This window comes from Candidatus Corynebacterium faecigallinarum, from assembly GCF_052264515.1.
Classification (GTDB): domain Bacteria; phylum Actinomycetota; class Actinomycetes; order Mycobacteriales; family Mycobacteriaceae; genus Corynebacterium; species Corynebacterium faecigallinarum.
Map to the genome: position 1 here is coordinate 1 of NZ_JBQQOC010000037.1, position 14,869 is coordinate 14,869.

Annotated in this window: 14 protein-coding genes; 7 read left to right on the plus strand and 7 right to left on the minus strand. The window is 66.2% G+C overall.

The genetic code is table 11. The annotated features are described in order from the left end of the window. Together ACTXPP_RS13145 and ACTXPP_RS13150 are read right to left on the minus strand one after the other, a co-directional pair. On the minus strand, nucleotides 1–505 hold a 505-nt coding region (locus ACTXPP_RS13145; RefSeq protein ID WP_443342533.1), incomplete at its 3' end, for a DUF6308 family protein. Nucleotides 506–581: 76 nt separating this feature from the next. Beyond that, a complete protein-coding gene (locus tag ACTXPP_RS13150) occupies nucleotides 582–2,306 on the minus strand; it encodes a PucR family transcriptional regulator (protein WP_301498206.1) in 1,725 nt (574 codons plus the stop codon). Between the two features lie 91 nt (nucleotides 2,307–2,397). On the opposite strand from ACTXPP_RS13150, the gene brnQ reads away from it, so the two are divergent. The 3 genes from brnQ (at nucleotide 2,398) to ACTXPP_RS13165 (ending at nucleotide 6,270) form a co-directional block, all read left to right on the plus strand. After that, complete coding sequence (brnQ, locus tag ACTXPP_RS13155; RefSeq protein ID WP_301498207.1) at nucleotides 2,398–3,909, plus strand: branched-chain amino acid transport system II carrier protein; 1,512 nt, start codon at nucleotides 2,398–2,400, stop codon at nucleotides 3,907–3,909. Then, nucleotides 3,909–5,216: an NAD(P)/FAD-dependent oxidoreductase gene (locus tag ACTXPP_RS13160; RefSeq protein WP_301525293.1), complete on the plus strand. Its 1,308-nt coding sequence runs from the start codon at nucleotides 3,909–3,911 to the stop codon at nucleotides 5,214–5,216. The genes brnQ and ACTXPP_RS13160 overlap by 1 nt, the downstream gene beginning before the upstream one ends. Before the next feature lie 112 nt (nucleotides 5,217–5,328). After that, the gene (locus tag ACTXPP_RS13165) at nucleotides 5,329–6,270 is read left to right on the plus strand and encodes an ornithine cyclodeaminase family protein (RefSeq protein WP_301524771.1); all 942 of its coding nucleotides are present in this window, start codon (nucleotides 5,329–5,331) and stop codon (nucleotides 6,268–6,270) included. 49 nt (nucleotides 6,271–6,319) lie between these two features. On the opposite strand, the gene ACTXPP_RS13170 is transcribed toward ACTXPP_RS13165, so the two are convergent. Further along, nucleotides 6,320–7,207 (minus strand): DUF6308 family protein, encoded by an 888-nt coding sequence (locus ACTXPP_RS13170; RefSeq protein WP_301498378.1) that lies wholly within the window; start codon nucleotides 7,205–7,207, stop codon nucleotides 6,320–6,322. 176 nt (nucleotides 7,208–7,383) lie between these two features. Here ACTXPP_RS13170 and ACTXPP_RS13175 point away from each other — a divergent pair, with 176 nt between their 5' ends. Next, a complete protein-coding gene (locus ACTXPP_RS13175) occupies nucleotides 7,384–7,605 on the plus strand; it encodes a hypothetical protein (protein WP_443342536.1) in 222 nt (73 codons plus the stop codon). Between the two features lie 298 nt (nucleotides 7,606–7,903). Here the strand turns inward: ACTXPP_RS13175 and ACTXPP_RS13180 are convergent, their stop codons facing one another. From ACTXPP_RS13180 to ACTXPP_RS13190, 3 genes are all read right to left on the minus strand, one after another. Then, on the minus strand, nucleotides 7,904–8,614 hold the full coding sequence (locus ACTXPP_RS13180) for an alpha/beta fold hydrolase (RefSeq protein WP_301498382.1): 711 nt from the start codon (nucleotides 8,612–8,614) through the stop codon (nucleotides 7,904–7,906). A gap of 1,060 nt (nucleotides 8,615–9,674) precedes the next feature. Continuing rightward, nucleotides 9,675–10,622 carry a diacylglycerol/lipid kinase family protein gene (locus ACTXPP_RS13185; protein WP_443342538.1) on the minus strand — a complete coding sequence of 316 codons (948 nt, stop codon included), beginning with the start codon at nucleotides 10,620–10,622 and terminating at the stop codon, nucleotides 9,675–9,677. A gap of 353 nt (nucleotides 10,623–10,975) precedes the next feature. Beyond that, entirely contained in the window at nucleotides 10,976–11,326 is a 351-nt protein-coding gene (locus tag ACTXPP_RS13190; protein WP_443342540.1) for a hypothetical protein, read from the minus strand. Here ACTXPP_RS13190 and ACTXPP_RS13195 point away from each other — a divergent pair. Both ACTXPP_RS13195 and ACTXPP_RS13200 read left to right on the plus strand, forming a co-directional pair. Then, a complete protein-coding gene (locus ACTXPP_RS13195; protein WP_443342542.1) occupies nucleotides 11,316–11,999 on the plus strand; it encodes a hypothetical protein in 684 nt (227 codons plus the stop codon). The two genes, ACTXPP_RS13190 and ACTXPP_RS13195, sit on opposite strands and share 11 nt — an antisense overlap. Nucleotides 12,000–12,180: 181 nt before the next feature. Then, nucleotides 12,181–13,182, plus strand: a complete 1,002-nt coding sequence (locus ACTXPP_RS13200; protein WP_443342543.1) for an ABC transporter substrate-binding protein — start codon at nucleotides 12,181–12,183, stop codon at nucleotides 13,180–13,182. A 147-nt stretch (nucleotides 13,183–13,329) separates the two neighbouring features. Here the strand turns inward: ACTXPP_RS13200 and ACTXPP_RS13205 are convergent, their stop codons facing one another. Further along, nucleotides 13,330–13,713 carry a hypothetical protein gene (locus ACTXPP_RS13205; RefSeq protein WP_301498949.1) on the minus strand — a complete coding sequence of 128 codons (384 nt, stop codon included), beginning with the start codon at nucleotides 13,711–13,713 and terminating at the stop codon, nucleotides 13,330–13,332. A 970-nt stretch (nucleotides 13,714–14,683) separates the two neighbouring features. Here ACTXPP_RS13205 and ACTXPP_RS13210 point away from each other — a divergent pair. Next, the coding region (locus ACTXPP_RS13210; protein WP_443342545.1) for a hypothetical protein at nucleotides 14,684–14,869 on the plus strand (186 nt) is incomplete at its 3' end.

Here is a 14,869-nt window from a genome sequence, read left to right on the forward strand (position 1 = left end):
GACGGATCTCTCGCCACAGCTGGTCTGCGATTTCCAGATCATCATCCGTGGCATCTTCCAGATCGAGGTCCGTCGGCAGTTGCGCGAGCAGGCGTCCAACCTCCACCGCGTCAATTGGGGTGGAGGTGGCTTCCCGAAGTCGCCTCTCTCCCCTCTCGATGGCTGCCCTCGCCTCTCCTGCTTCCGACTGCGTAGCCCCCATCAACTGCAGAGCGTGTGTCGCAGAAATGTGTACCGAGAGTGTCGAGACGGCGACGATATCCTCGGCGGTGAACCCGTGGGCAACCTCCGGCCGGTCCCCACCTCCACTGAGCTCGGTGAACAATGATCCGGTGTACGCCGGCCCGGTGTTTCCTTTCCGGTTAGCGGTGTATGCGACCAGATGACTCACCGCGTCCTCGGTACGGTCGGCACCAAGAATGCTCGGCGTCGACCAGTTGACTTCATCCCATACAGTCGGCGCAGGACGTAGACCCGGCAGGGCGTTTCTCGTGTCGTTGTTCATGACGCTCAGTCTAGTGTGACCACCGAATACAGTTTTCCTACTGAACAACTCGTTTGCTCAGGCCACCTACACCGCTCTATCCCACCAACCCACCCTCCAGCTGGATCGTGGTGAGCAACCGGTCTCCCGGATCGGAGAGGTCCAGCCCGGAGATCCTCTGCGCCCGGTCCACCCGGTAGCGCAGGGTGTTCTGGTGAACATTCAGCGCGGCCGCGGCCTCGGTCACGTTCATCCCGGCGCGCAGGTACGCCCGGAGAGTCTCCACCAGTTCACTGTCGTGTGCGGCGTCGTAGTCGACCACCGCCCGCAGGCGCGGGTCCTGCAGGTCATCGGTGTCCGCCCGGGAGGCCAACAGGTCCATGACCTCCCCCAACAGCACCGATGTCCTCGACTGGGCCAGGGTGGTGACACGACACTGGTGGGTCACCGCGGAGTCCAGCACCCGGTCGACCTCCCCGCGGGCGTCGGCGACGTCGGCCAGGGACTCCACCGGGCAGGCGATCGCCGCCCGCACCCGGCGGAAGCCCGCCCCCTCGCTGCGGTCAAAGCGTTGCAGCAGCCCCGCGACCCAGGACTGCAGTCGCTCATCGGTACCCTCCGGGATGTGCGGTAACAGGACGTAGACGCGTGCCCCGATCACCGCGACCCGCCCCTGGGGAGCGAAGGCGTGGACGTGGATCTGCAGCTTGCGTGCCAACTCTGCGGCGCGGGCAGTCTGGTCGGTTCCCGCCGCGGTGCCCGTGCCACTGCCCGCAGCACTTCCCACCCCGGAACCTGCCTCCTCCTGCACGGCGAGGCCGCACCCGATCACGGCGTGAGGACCGGCATCTGGCAGCGACAACAGCGTCCGCGCCGTGGCCACATCAACTCCGCCGTCCTCCCCCAGCAGGCGGGTCAGCACCATGTCCTCCGGTGCCCGCGCGCCCGGCGGCCGTAACATCAACGTCGCCGCCGACACCGCTGCACCACGCAACACCGTCTCGGAGTCCGGGGCGAAACCGTCCACCCCGGGCTGCACCCAGATGGAGCCGATCGTCTCCCCACCGGGACCGTGGATGCCGGTGACGAGACGCCCGCGCATGCCCATCTCCTCGTCCGGCGGAACCTGGGCAATGCCCAGCCCCGAGCGGATGGTGTCTACCACGCCGTGGCGGGCGAACATCTCCATCGACCCGGCCGGGGCATTGCGTCCCAGGATCGCCTGGGTCCGCATCGCATCGGCGGTGGAGCCGGACGGGGAGTATGCGAGCACCCGGTTGTGGGCGTCCTCGATGGTCACCATCCCACCGGTGCCCTCGGCGATGAGCAACACCAGCTCAGACAGGGTCGACACCGGTGCCCCGGCGTTCTCCGGAGCGCCGGCGAGATACTGACGCTCATCCAGGGCGCGACGCACGCGGGCATGCACCACATCCCACCGTGCCCGTTGGTCGACGACCACGACAGCAACCCCTGCGCCGACCGCCGCCGATGACAGTTCCGGAGTGGCGACGTTCTCCTTGAGCATCACCGCCACCGGGTGCCGTGCGCGGGTCGCGCCGTCGGACAGCCAGTCGGTCAACGGTCCCTCGGGCACACCAACGGCGATGAGCAGGTCGACCTGAGGCAGAAGCTCGTCGCGGACGCTGCCGCCGAAGTCCCCGGCCTCGACGATGGCCGCCGACGCGACGCTCGCAGCGTCCTGCGTCTGCCCCTGGGGCACCGTGACGTCCCGTACCTGCCGGTCGAGCTCGCCCACCAGGGCGTCCAACGTGATTCCCGGCCGCGTAGCAGAACCGTTCGTTGTTTTCTCCAAAATCATGGGTCAAAGTCTAGCGAATCCGACGAAGCCTTCGTCACAGTGAAGTTGCTTGAATGAGCCACAGCACATTCAACTCACGAAGGACCACCACATGTCAGCACCACCCGACCAGAAACTGGCCCCCACCCGGATCATCGCCCTGGGCCTGCTGCTGTTCGCCATGTTCCTCGGCGCCGGCAACATCATCTTCGCCCCGATCGTCGGCCAGCAGTCCGGCAACGCCCTGTGGGAGCCGATGTCCGGCTTCCTCATCACCGGCGTCGGCCTGGTGCTGCTGGCAATCATCGCCCTGGTCTCGGTGCAGGGCAACCCCTTCCGCCTCGCCGAGCGGGTCAGCCGACGTTTCGCCGTCGTCTTCTGCTTCCTGCTCTTCCTCGCCCTCGGGCCGCTGTACGTCATCCCGCGCACCACCTCCGTGGTCCACGAGATCACCGTGAAGCCGAACCTCCCAGACTCCCTGACGAACTCCGCCTGGGTCCTGTTGGCCTTCACCGTGGTGTTCACCGGTATCTCGATCTACCTTTCGGTCTCCCCCGGCAAGCTCGTCGACCGCATCGGCAAGGTGCTCACCCCGGTGTTCTCCGTCCTGCTGGTGATCATCATCGTGCGCTCCCTGATCTCCCCGATGGGCGAGATGCATGACCCGGTCTCCCCCTACGACGAGGGCAACGGCTTCCTCATGGGCCTCACCGAGGGCTACCTGACCATGGACGTGCTCGCCGCCCTGGTCTTCGGCGGAGTGTTCATCCAGACCATCCGCGGCCAGGGCGTGCACTCCCGCAAGGGCACCGCCTCGGTCTTCCTCAAGGCCGGACTGATCACCGTGGTGGGCCTGGCCCTGCTGCACATCTCCGCCGCGTGGCTCGGTGCGTCCAGCGTCGACGAGATCGGACGCCCCGACAACGGCGGCGCGGTCCTCGCCGAATCCGCCCGTGTGCTGCTCGGCACCCCGGGCCTGGCGATGATCGGCACCGTGGTCTTCCTGACCGGCCTGACCACCAACGTCGCCTGCATCACCTCGGTCGCCGACTACTTCGCCCAACAGTTCCCGCGCATCTCCTACCGCCAGTGGGTGTGGGTGCACTCCCTGGCCGGCATGACCTTCGCCAACTTCGGCCTGCAGGTCGTGCTCGACACCGCCCTGCCGATCCTGTTCCTGCTCTACCCGCTGGCGATGACGCTTATCATCCTGACCCTGCTGGACCGCTTCTTCGGCGGACGCCGCCCCGTCTACGTCGGAGCCGTGCTCGGCGCAGGACTGGTCGCCGTATTGGACGCCCTGAAGGCCGCCGGCATCCTCACCGACCAACTCAACGACTGGTTCTCCTTCCTGCCGCTGTTCGCCGACAATGCAGGCTGGATCCTGCCGGCAGTCATCGGTGCCGTCATCGGCGGGATCTGGGCGAAGGTCACCGGGGCACCGGCCCTGCCCGTCGACCGCGACGCTGACGCCCACACCACCGGCATCGACGAGTCGGAGATGCCCGAGGCCGACGGCGCTGAGGATGCCGCCGCTCCCGGCGCGGATGTCTCTGCCGATCCAACCAAGCCCATCGACCCGACTGACCCGACCGATTCCACCGACCGAAAGGTGACCTCCTGATGACCGAGAAAACCGCCATCGTCCTCGGTGCCGGAGCCGTCGGACTCTCCTCCGCCTACTATCTTCGCAGGTCCGGGTTCGACGTCACCGTCATCGACCCCGAGCCGCTGGCCGCTCGCGCCTCCGGCCACAACGCCGGATGGCTGATCCCCAGCATGTCCACTCCCGTCCCCGCCCCCGGCATGATGCTGCAGGCCATGAAGTGGATGACGCAGAAGGACAGCCCGCTGTACGTGTCACCGAACCTCGACCCGCACTTCGCGTCCTTCCTGCTGAAGATGCTGCGCAACTGCACCGAGTCCCGCTTCACCCGCGGTGCCGCCACCCTCACCCGCCTCAGCGCCGGCGCCCTTGACCTATTCGACGACCTCGAGGCCGACGGTGTCGAGTTCGAACGTCACGTCGACCCGCTGACCATGCTGTTCACCGACCCGCACAAGGTCGAGGTGCGTGTCCACGAGCTGGATACCCTCGACGGCCAGCTGCCTGGATTTTCCTGGCGGCACATGGACGCCGACGCGCTGAAGGACCACTCCCCGGTGCTCACCGACAAGGTCGTCGCCGGAATCCAGTCCACCGGCGACCAGTCGGTCGACCCGGCGTCCTTCGTCAGGGGACTCGCGGCGGCCTGTGAGCGCGACGGGGTCACCCTCCGGCTCGGCGAGTCCGCCAGCCTGGTCACTTCCCCGGCCCCCTTCGGTAGTCCCAGCTCGTCCCCGGACGGCACCGAGGTATCCGTGCAGGTCGGCGGCACCCGCCTGCGGGCGGACAAGATCGTCGTCGCCGGTGGTGTGTGGACCAACGAGATCCTCGCCGGCATCGGGGAGCGGGTCTCCCTGCAGTCCGGCAAGGGCTACGGCTACGACCTGCCGCTGGTCGAGGGGGGACCGACTGAGCCGGTGTACCTCGCCGAGGGCAAGGTGGCGATCACCCCGCTGAATGACCGGGTCCGCCTGGCCGGGACGATGGGCTTCACCGCCATCGACGAGACCATCGACAAGGTCCGGGCCGGTGGCATCCTCAGCGGTGCCCGCGAGTACTTCACCGACTGGATCGACCGGGCCGAGCAGGCCTCCGTGGAGCAGACCGGTGCTGCCAGCACCCCGTGGACGGGCCTACGCCCCACCACCCCGGACGGCGTGCCGATCATCGGCCCACTGAAGTCCCACCCCAACGTCCTGGTCGCCACCGGGCACGTGATGCTCGGCATCAGCCTGGGCCCAGTGACCGGACGCCTCATCGCTGAGCTCGCCACCGGAGAGACCTCCCCGGAGAGCATCTCCGACCTCTCCCCCGAGCGTTTCTGATCTCGCCACACACCGAACCTCCCGTCCCCCTCCGTACCCCACCGCACCTGCCGTACCCCACCGCACCCGCCGCACCCTCAGCACCCTCCGTGACGAAAGGACCGTCCTCCCCATGAGCGACACCCCGACCCTGCCCTACATCACCCAGGACACCGTCCTGGAGCACGTCTCCATGGCCGATGCCGTCGACGCGCTGCAGGACGCCCTGCGTGCCGGCCTGGATCCGGCGGACGCCCCGGAGCGCACCATCGTCGACCTGGACGCCGGCGGCCTGCTGCTGATGCCCGGCCAGGCCGGTGACTACGCCGGGATCAAGGTGGTCACCGCCGCCCCCGGCAACCCTGCACTCGGGGTGCCGAAGATCCAGGGCATCTACCTGCTCTTCGACCGGGCGACGTTGTCTCCCCTGGCAGTGATGGACGGCGCGGCACTGACCAGCCTGCGCACCCCGGCCCTGTCCGCCCTGGGTGTGCGGCACCTGTGCTCGCCCGGGGCTCAGAATGTGCTGGTGTTCGGCACCGGCCCGCAGGCACACCAGCACGTCCACGCGGTTGCTGCGGTGCGTGAGGTCGGGTCTGTGACCGTGATCGGCCGTACCTCGGAGAAGACGTCCGCGCTGGTGGACACCCTGGTCGCCGACGGATTCAATGCCAAGGTCGGTGAGTCGGCCGAGGTGGAGGTGCCGAAGGCTGACCTGGTGCTGTGCTGCACCAGCTCGCGCGACCCGCTGTTCGACGGTGCCCTGGTCCGTAACGACGCGGTGGTCGTGGCGATGGGATCCCACGAACCGGAACTGCGCGAAACCGACGACACCCTGCTGCGGCGCAGCACCGTCTACGTCGAGGACGCCGCCACCGCCATGCGCGAGGCCGGAGATGTGATCATCGCAGTAGACAACGGGACGATCACGAAGTCCTCGCTGCACAGTCTGCGTGACCTGGTGGTCAACGGACCGATGGCCGGCGACGGTCCGGCCTTCTACAAGACCGTCGGCATGGGCTGGCAGGACCTGGTCGTCGCCGACGTGGCGTACCAGCGGATCACACAGGGGTAGAGCTGGCCGATGACGGGGAATGGCCGCAGCCGATCGAACCAGTCAACCGTTACCGTTGAGCAGCTTCAACCACGCTGTTTTTGAGATTACCCCGCTTCTTCGTTCGCTCCCGTCGCGCATCTTCTTCCATCCACAGTACGATGTCGAAGATCCGCAGGACGCCGAGCCTACTGATGCGCTCAGCGGCGTGCAGCCCTGGGACGAGGTCAGTGCGATTAACCTGACCTGCAGCATTGGCCGACGTAGTTCCGGCCATCGCCTTTTGCTGAATGTCACGGAGATGCGTCGGAAGATCTAAATTCTCGTCCCTCAGTACGGTTCGTAAGCTCTTGAAAAAGTTCTTTCTGTTCCCGCCGTGATCCAGCTGCGCCCTGATGTAGCTGTCGATGACCGGGCATAGATCAGGACGCTTTCTGGCCAGTAGTTTGCTGACCCGAGTGGGCCCGAGGTTATGGCGCCGAATCGCCTGCCACAGCTTGTCGGTGTCTTTCAGGTCGTCATTTGTGGCTTCAATAAGGTCTTTCGTTTCCAGCTTCGCCAGCAAACGCCCGACCTCAGCACTATCAATCGGCACTGAGGTGACCTTCGGGCGACTTGTCTTACCTTTCTTGTCCGTGTACTTCGGGTCCACCTCTGCTGCGCTCACCGCACCGATGAGCTGAAAAGCCTGGAGTGGGTCGAGATTCACGCTCAGGGTAGCGATAGCGAAAACGTCCTCCACGGTGAAGGTGTCCGCGATCTCCGGCCGGTCGCCCCCTCCGCCGAGCTCATTGAACATCGCCCCGGTGTACCCGGGGCCGGTGTATCCGGGGAAGTCTGCGAAGTATGTCACCACGTGCGCCACCGCGTCATCGATACGGTCGGGGTTGAGAATGCTGGGCGCAGTCCAGTTCACGTCCTCCCACACCGTCGGGGCTTTCCGGTTGTCGTTGGTCATGGTGATCAGCTTAGCGTGACCACCAGACACACTTTCCTTCGATGAAACACCCGCTCGATCTCTTTGCCACGCTGTGTGTAAGTCACTCCAGCCTCCACGCAATGTTGCGCCGATGGTGCGGTGTTGTCTAAGACGCGGACCTCGACAATGGACGCACCCCCAGGGAAAATGGTGGGGTGAAATCCTCCGATTCCCAACGCCGAGCCGTCGCCAGTCAACATGAAGCCGAAGCTCGTCGTATCGCCGAGCTTGAAAAGCAGATCGCTGACCTGCAGACCGCCAACTCCAGGCTCGAGGAGACCAACGATGCGTTGGGAAAAGCTATCGGGCACTTGCAGGAGTTGAACGCACATGGGCCCGACGACGCCCAAGAGCAGAAGGGCCCCACCGATTCCTGACCCTGGTCAGCGAGCTGAAGCATCCGGAGTGTCTGGGATCGGTGCGCAAGGCACTCGACCTGGTGGATCTGTCGCGTTCGACGTAGCACTCCCGGCAGAACCCCGCACCACGGTGTTAGGTCTTCGGGTACCCGGGTGCGAATTTTAACTCATCAGGACGGCAGGACAGCGTCGTCGGGTCCACGTTCGGGTCGTCATCGAACTCGTCCTCCCAGAGAATCCGGACGCGGATCCGCCCGCTAAGATTCTGGCCGAGTACGATGGCTGGCCGGTCCCGCGGCTCCAGTGGAACGATGACCTAAACCAGCGACAGAGCGAACTCCCGCAGCGCCGCAGCCACAAACTCCGGGCTGTTCCTAGTCATGGAGTGACTACCGTCCTCGACAGCGACGAAGTGCTCCGACGGAACGACCGACACCATGTCTTCATAGGCGTAGGTCTGGTCCGCGGTCCCGTGGATGAACAGGCACGGGGTCGACAGCTCGATCCCACCACGTCGGTCCTCCAGCAGCGGGATGGTGTGAGACACCTGCTCACCTGTCATGGCCAGCACCGCAGCCACTGTCTCGTGATACGCGGGCTGCTGACTGTTGGCCGAGGTCGCCGCAACGTTCTCCGCAACGGGCTGCGGACCACTATCAGCTCCCCAGATGTCGATCAGGCCGGTCATCGTCGCACGCTCCTCCTCATCGGCAGCCCGTCGGGTGGTGCTGATACCGACGATCCCGACGACGCCCGGCTGACCGGAGGACTCCTGGGCGATCACCCCACCCTGGGACACCCCGGCGACAACGAGCGGGGTGTCCACCAGCTCCCTCGCCTGCGCCACCGTATCCGCAGCGAACTCCTGGTAACTCTGGTCGACCCGGTTATCCCCGTGGAACGGCGCATCAAAGGCGATGATGTTGCACCCGGACAGCTCAGACCACCCCCTCCAGTACTCGGCAGAGAAGAAGTGCGGGTGGTGCAGGACCAGAGTCACAGGGGCAGAGATGTTCTCGACGATCACAGTGGTAATCCAGCAGGTGTGCGGGGACGGTTCCAATGACCTCGACGATTCGTGTCCCGACCACACGGATCTTCCTGCTTCCCACCGACTGGTGCACACTGGAACACATGAAGCAGCCCATGTCACGGCTCCTGGTCACCGCCACTGTGCTGGCGGCCGGGATGCTCGCGGCGTCCTGCACGACCACCAACGCCCCGGAACCGCGGTCGCACCCGTACCACTCCGTCACCGTCGACGGGCTGACGCGCACCTGGGACCTGTACGTTCCCGACGGTGCAGACAGGGCAGTCAGTCAGCCCATGCCGGTGATGCTGGTCGTGCACGGCACCAACGACTCCGCCGCCGGAGTGCGCGGCCTGATCGGCCCCGACCTGGAGGAACTTGCCGACACCGAAGGATTCGTGATCGCCTACGTCGACGGCCACGCCAACAACTGGAACGAGTGTCGGGCGGCGGGGATGTGGCCTGCCAAGGAGCAGAACCTCGACGATGTCGGCTTCATGCGCCAGGTCGTCGCGGCCGTCGGCGAAGAGTTAGGGCCGGAGGTGGTCGACACCGGGCGGACCTTCGCCATGGGCTTCTCCAGCGGTGGGCACATGGTCCAACGTCTGGCGTTCGAGGCCGCCGACTTCGTGTCCGGGGTGGCGGTGGTGAACGCCAACGTGCCGGTGGACGACAACATCACCTGCGAGGACTCGCGCACCCCGGTCCCGATGATCTTCATCGAAGGTCGCGAGGACGCCATCAACCCGATCAACGGCGGTGAGGTGGTCTTCGGGCACGGCAGCGAGGCCATCTCCCGGGGCTTCGTTCGCTCCGCGGTGGACAGTGCGAACTTGTTCGCCGAGCGCAACGGGGCGTCCGACGCGACCGAACCGGTCCGTGACGGCGACGCGGAGATCACCGACTGGCCGGCGACCGCCCCGGGTGCCGAGCCGGTGCGGCTGATCGCCGTGGACAAGTCCGGGCACTCCTTCCCCACCGCCACCGGACGCTGGGGCCACAGCAACGGCGCCCGCTACGACGGGCCGGGCGCGGTCTGGGACTTCTTCGCCGGGCTCTACACCACCACGTCGATGACGTTCTTCACGCAACCGAACTCGAGCGAGGTGTGGGTGCCCAGGTACTCGCCGTCCATCTGGACGTCCGCCGGGGCATCGGCGGTGAAGCGGATCCACTCGACGTCGTCGTCGCGGTAGAGGTGGGAGGCCCGCGGGTTGGACGACCCGGTCAGCAGCTGGGCGCCCAGGCCCAGGTTCGGCAGTGCGGACACCGAAGTGGAGGCGAACAGGCCCAGCCCGCTGTCAAAGGTGGTTCCCGGGTTCGTGGCGATCGCACGGGGACCGAGGTAGGTCCACGGGCCGGTGTTGCTGACGAAGGCGAAGCGCGCACCATCGACCGCCTCACCGGTGGGGACCTCCACCCGGAAGTTCGGCGTGGGGTCCGCCTTGCTGAGGAAGGACGACACGGCAGCAGAGACGTAGCGCAGGTTCGTCACCGGCTTGCCGTTGTGGCGGGCCTCGTCGATCTTGCGCACCACGATGGCGTCCATGCCCATGCCGGCGTTGAACAGGAACCATCGGTTCAGGGTGTGACCCAGACTGATCGTACGACGGCGACCGGCGTCCAGCCCGGCGAGCAGCTGGCCGACCGCGGCGTCCGACCTGCGGTTGACGCCGAGGGCACGGGCGAAGACGTTGGCGTTGCCGCCGGGGACCACACCAACCGCCGGCAGATCGGCGGCGGCAGGACGCACCGTGCCGCCCTGCAGCTCCGGTGTGCCGAGCATGCCGTTGACCAGCTCGTTGACCGAGCCGTCACCACCGTGGACGACGACGGCGTCGAATCCTTCAGCGACGGCCTGCACGCCCAACTCCCCGGCGTGACCACGGTGAGTGGTCGGCTGGAGGTCCACCTCGTGGCGCTCGGACAGGGTGCGGGCGAGGGCGTCGCGGCCTTCCTGCGTGGTGGAGGTGGCGAAAGGGTTGGTGATCAACATGACTCGCATGAGCAGTCAGCGTACCGGCGGGGCCGACCAACATGGGCATTTCCCACCACTGCCCCCGATAAGAGGCGTCCGAAAGAAGAAATCAGGGGTGAACCTAGCGAGAAAACCACTCGTGCGGGCTGTAACGGTAGTAACCTCACCAACGATAGAGACATCTTTAACTACACAGGAGGTGGCTGGGTGACCCCACAGTCACGCTTCGGGGGAACTGTGAACGATCCGGTCACCTACAGCGTCAATGTCGACGCGCAGAAGACCTCCGCCGGCTGGGAGCTGACCCTCGACAACGGCCGACAGCTGCAGGTCACGACGTTGGATGATGCCGCCACCCACGTCCGCACCCTGCTGGACATCTACCAGCCGACGATCAACCACGACACCGTGACGGTGACCCTGGCTATCTCACCGACGGCAGCTTCGGCGAAGACTGCAGCGCCGTCGATGAAGCCGGCGTCGTCGACGACATCGGCGGCATCGGCCCGTCCGACTGCAGCGTCCAGCGCAACGTCTCGTGCGACATCGAGCGCACCATCCACGCCTTCAGCGCGCCCCGCTGCCGCCTCCAGTGCAACGTCGAGCTCGACGTACACGCCTGCGGCACGCCCCACATCCCGTCCTGCGGAGTCGGCCACCCCCACGACATCGGCACGGCCGACCACCGCGGCACCCGCCCGTCCGACCACTTCCACCCCGGTGACCTCCACGCGCTCGGCAACCAGCCAGTCGTCCTACCGGCCGTCTACCTCCGCCCCTTCGGCGTCCAGCCCCTCGACCTACCCGCCGTCTACGTCCACCACGCCGGCATCAAGCCCATCGACCTACCGCCCGTCTACGTCCAACCCGCCGACCTCCGCCCCTCAGACCGCCGCACCTTCGGCTTCCACTCTGCCGACGACGGCCTACGGCTCGGTCGGCCCGTCCGGCCTGGAATGCACCCTGTGGCTGACCGCCGCCAAGGAGCGGCACGCGAGGTTCGCCGACGCCGCCGTCGAGGTCTTCCAGTGGATCGACACGCTGCCCGCCGAGCAGCGACGCCGCTGCCTCGGCGACATCCACGTCGGGTTGAAGCGGGCCACCGACGACTACGCCTACGGCGAACTGCGCGACACCGTGTCCCGGTGGAAGAAGATCTCGGCCGCCCCTCCGGTCGCCCCGACCGCACCCCACAACAACGTGCGTCCTGCGGCCACCACCGCCACGCCGGGCCAGTCATCGTTCGGCAACTACCCTGCCGCAATCCACCGCATCTCCGCAGCGTCCACGTCGTCGACAGCGTCGCCCTCCCCGACCACCTCAGCGTCCTATCGCACTCCGTCATCGGCGGCATCGTCGAGCCCGGCAGATGGATTCAATCCGCAGGGACGTCATCGGCTCTAAGACGCACAGGTCAGCGCAAACGGGGCTGATGATTCCAGCACCAGCTTCCACTCAGCCCTTGTCAAGCTTGTAACAACGGTAGTACGTTCGACTATGGCCATGACACCCATAACGAAGTCAAGGCTCACCAGATAAGACCTTTCCCTCACCATCTGATCTCCCGCAAAGGACCGTCTTTCCCGTGAAGCTTCGCTCTCGCACCTCCCTCGTCGCCACTCTCGTCGTCGGCAGCCTGATTCTCGCCGGCTGCTCCTCCGATGACTCGGACACCTCGAACAACTCCTCCACCGACGCCAGCACCGGTGCCGAGGCCTCTGAGGTCACCATCGAGCACGTCTGGGGCGAGGACACCTACCCGACGAACCCGGAGAAGGTCGTCGCCATCGGTACCGCCGTCGACAACCTGCTGGCCCTCGGCATCAGCCCGGACGCCATCGTGGAGCGTCCGGACGATGCCAACGCCGACTGGAAGAATGACCAGCTCGAGGGCGTCACCCGGATCCCGCTGTCGGATCAGGCCGTCCCGCTGGAGGAGATCGCCGCCGAGGACCCCGACCTGATCGTCGGTGACCTGTACCGCATCCCGGAGGAGGCCTACGACGCACTGAAGGACGTCACCTCCGTGCTGCCGGGCATCGACCAGAGCGCCGACTGGGTTCCGCAGTTGGAGGCGCTAGGCCAGATCTACGGCCTGGAGGACAAGGCGCAGGAGGTCATCGACGCTGATGAGCAGGCCTTCGCCGACGCCCGCGAGGAGTTCCCTGGCCTGGAGGGCAAGACCGCGCTGACCGTGCAGGACCGTGGTGGCCAGTTCGGTGTCATCGCAGACGGCGAGAACATCGCCAATGACTTCTACTCGCGCCTGGGCATGACCCTGCCGGAGGCGTTCACCGACGGTTCGGTGAAGGTCGAGGCTGGCCGCGCGATGATCTCCTACGAGAACGTCTCTGATCTGGCCGCCGACTTCATGGGCATGTACGCCTCCGAGGGCATGGACCAGATCCGGGCGATCCCGGGCTACTCGAACCTGCCGCAAGTAGAGTCCGGTGCGGTTGTCGAGGACGACAAGGCCATCATGGCCGCGCTGAACATCCCGTCGTCGCTGTCGAACGCCTGGCTGCTGGAGCAGGTCGCCGACCAACTGGAGATCGTGTCGGACAACGACTCGGTCGACGATGAGTAGTCACTCAGCTCCGTGTCGTTGGTGGACTCTGCACCACTGACACGCTGACGCAGAGACGCACTGACGCACAGCGACGAGAACCCCTCGCCCCAGCCTTTTCCAAGGCCGGGACGAGGGGTTCTCTGTGTGTCAGGGGTGTCAGGAGTGTCAGCGGATGGTCTTCTTCACCGTCTGGGGCTTCTTCCCCAGGAACTGCCGGGTGAAGTATTCACGCACTCCGGCGAAGCCAGATCCCGACCGGGACCCGATGCCAGTGCCGTTGCCCAATTTGCCGGATTGTCTTGCCCCGCCGGCTGCAGCCGTTCCTGCCCCGGTGCCGCGGCCAGCGCCGCCCATCATCGGGCCCATGGCTGCGGTTCCTCGTGCCCCGGTGTTGCCTGATCCGTTGCCACCGGCGTTACCGGCACCTCCGGGCCCGCCGGGCGCGACGGGACCGCCGGTGATCGGGAAAGACTTCGGCAACAGTGGTTGGACGACTCGGCCAGCTCCCCCGGCACCACCACCAGCACCAGCTCCAGGCCCCAGCGACACACCTGGGGCTCCACGTGGGGCTGTGATTGATCCGCCCGGCGGGGTCGTCGCCACTCCGCCGCGAGCGCCGACTCCTGGTCCAGTCGTGACACCAGGAGCAGTCGGTGCACCTGTCGTTCCTGCTGGTCCAGTAGTTCCAGGAGATGCCGCTCTACCGACGCCTGCCGGCGCTACTCCTGTCGTCGGCGCCCCACCGGTCGGCGACATGCGCCCCGGAGTCGGAGCAGCGCCGACTGGAGTTCCCGTGCCTGCCGGTGCCGCCGCTCCACCAGTGGGGGTCGTCGCCTGACTGACAGCCTGGCCAGTTGTCGCTCCGGGCCCGGGCGCGGTTGCTCCACCTGCAACCTGGGTCACCACCTCCCCCATCGGCATGGTGTTCGTTGCACCGACAACTCCTGTCCCACCCCCGGTGTGACCGACCACCGGCGCCGACAGGTTCGCCACTGTCGGTCTCGCTGTATCAAGTGCCGGCTGCAGGTAGGTAGACACGAAAGTCACGACCTCGGCCTGCGACTGCGCCGCGACCGCAGCGGCACCTGTCCCTCCGGTTGCGGCTCCGGCAGCAGTTGCCTCTGCAGCCATCTTCGCTTCCAAGGCAACCAACTGGGCGTGTGCAGCAGCTCGGATCGGCGGTAGCTGGTTCATGGAGACAGACATCGCCTGAGCATTCACGGCCACCGTCGCGCATTGTGTCGACACGTCATGGATCGACTGCGTGGCGAACTCGAACGATGTCCCCTCTGTCGTATGCGACAACATGGCCGCTGCTCGTCGGAGGGTATCCGACGCCTGCTGCATCCGGGTCGCCGCAGTGGACCAGGAATGTGCCGCCGCAATGATGCCGCCGTCGCTTCCGGCGAACATTTTCGTGAGTGCCGGCAATGGTGTCGTTACCTCTACTGCTGCGATGGGAGGTAAGTAAGCGAGATCAAGGACCGGAACCTCGGTCCGGTTTGGGAGCATCCAGGCTATGCCCACTTCCGGGCTCCCGACGAGCCGTATATCGCCGGTGAATGAGTCCACGGCGTACTGCTCCTGGTCTTCCAGCACCAAGATCAGCTCGGAAAGATGCCTCGACACCCAGCTCACGTTCTCAATCGCGGCCCTCGAGGCGACTGCCATTGAGCCGGGATGCCCTGAGAGGTACGAAGTGTAC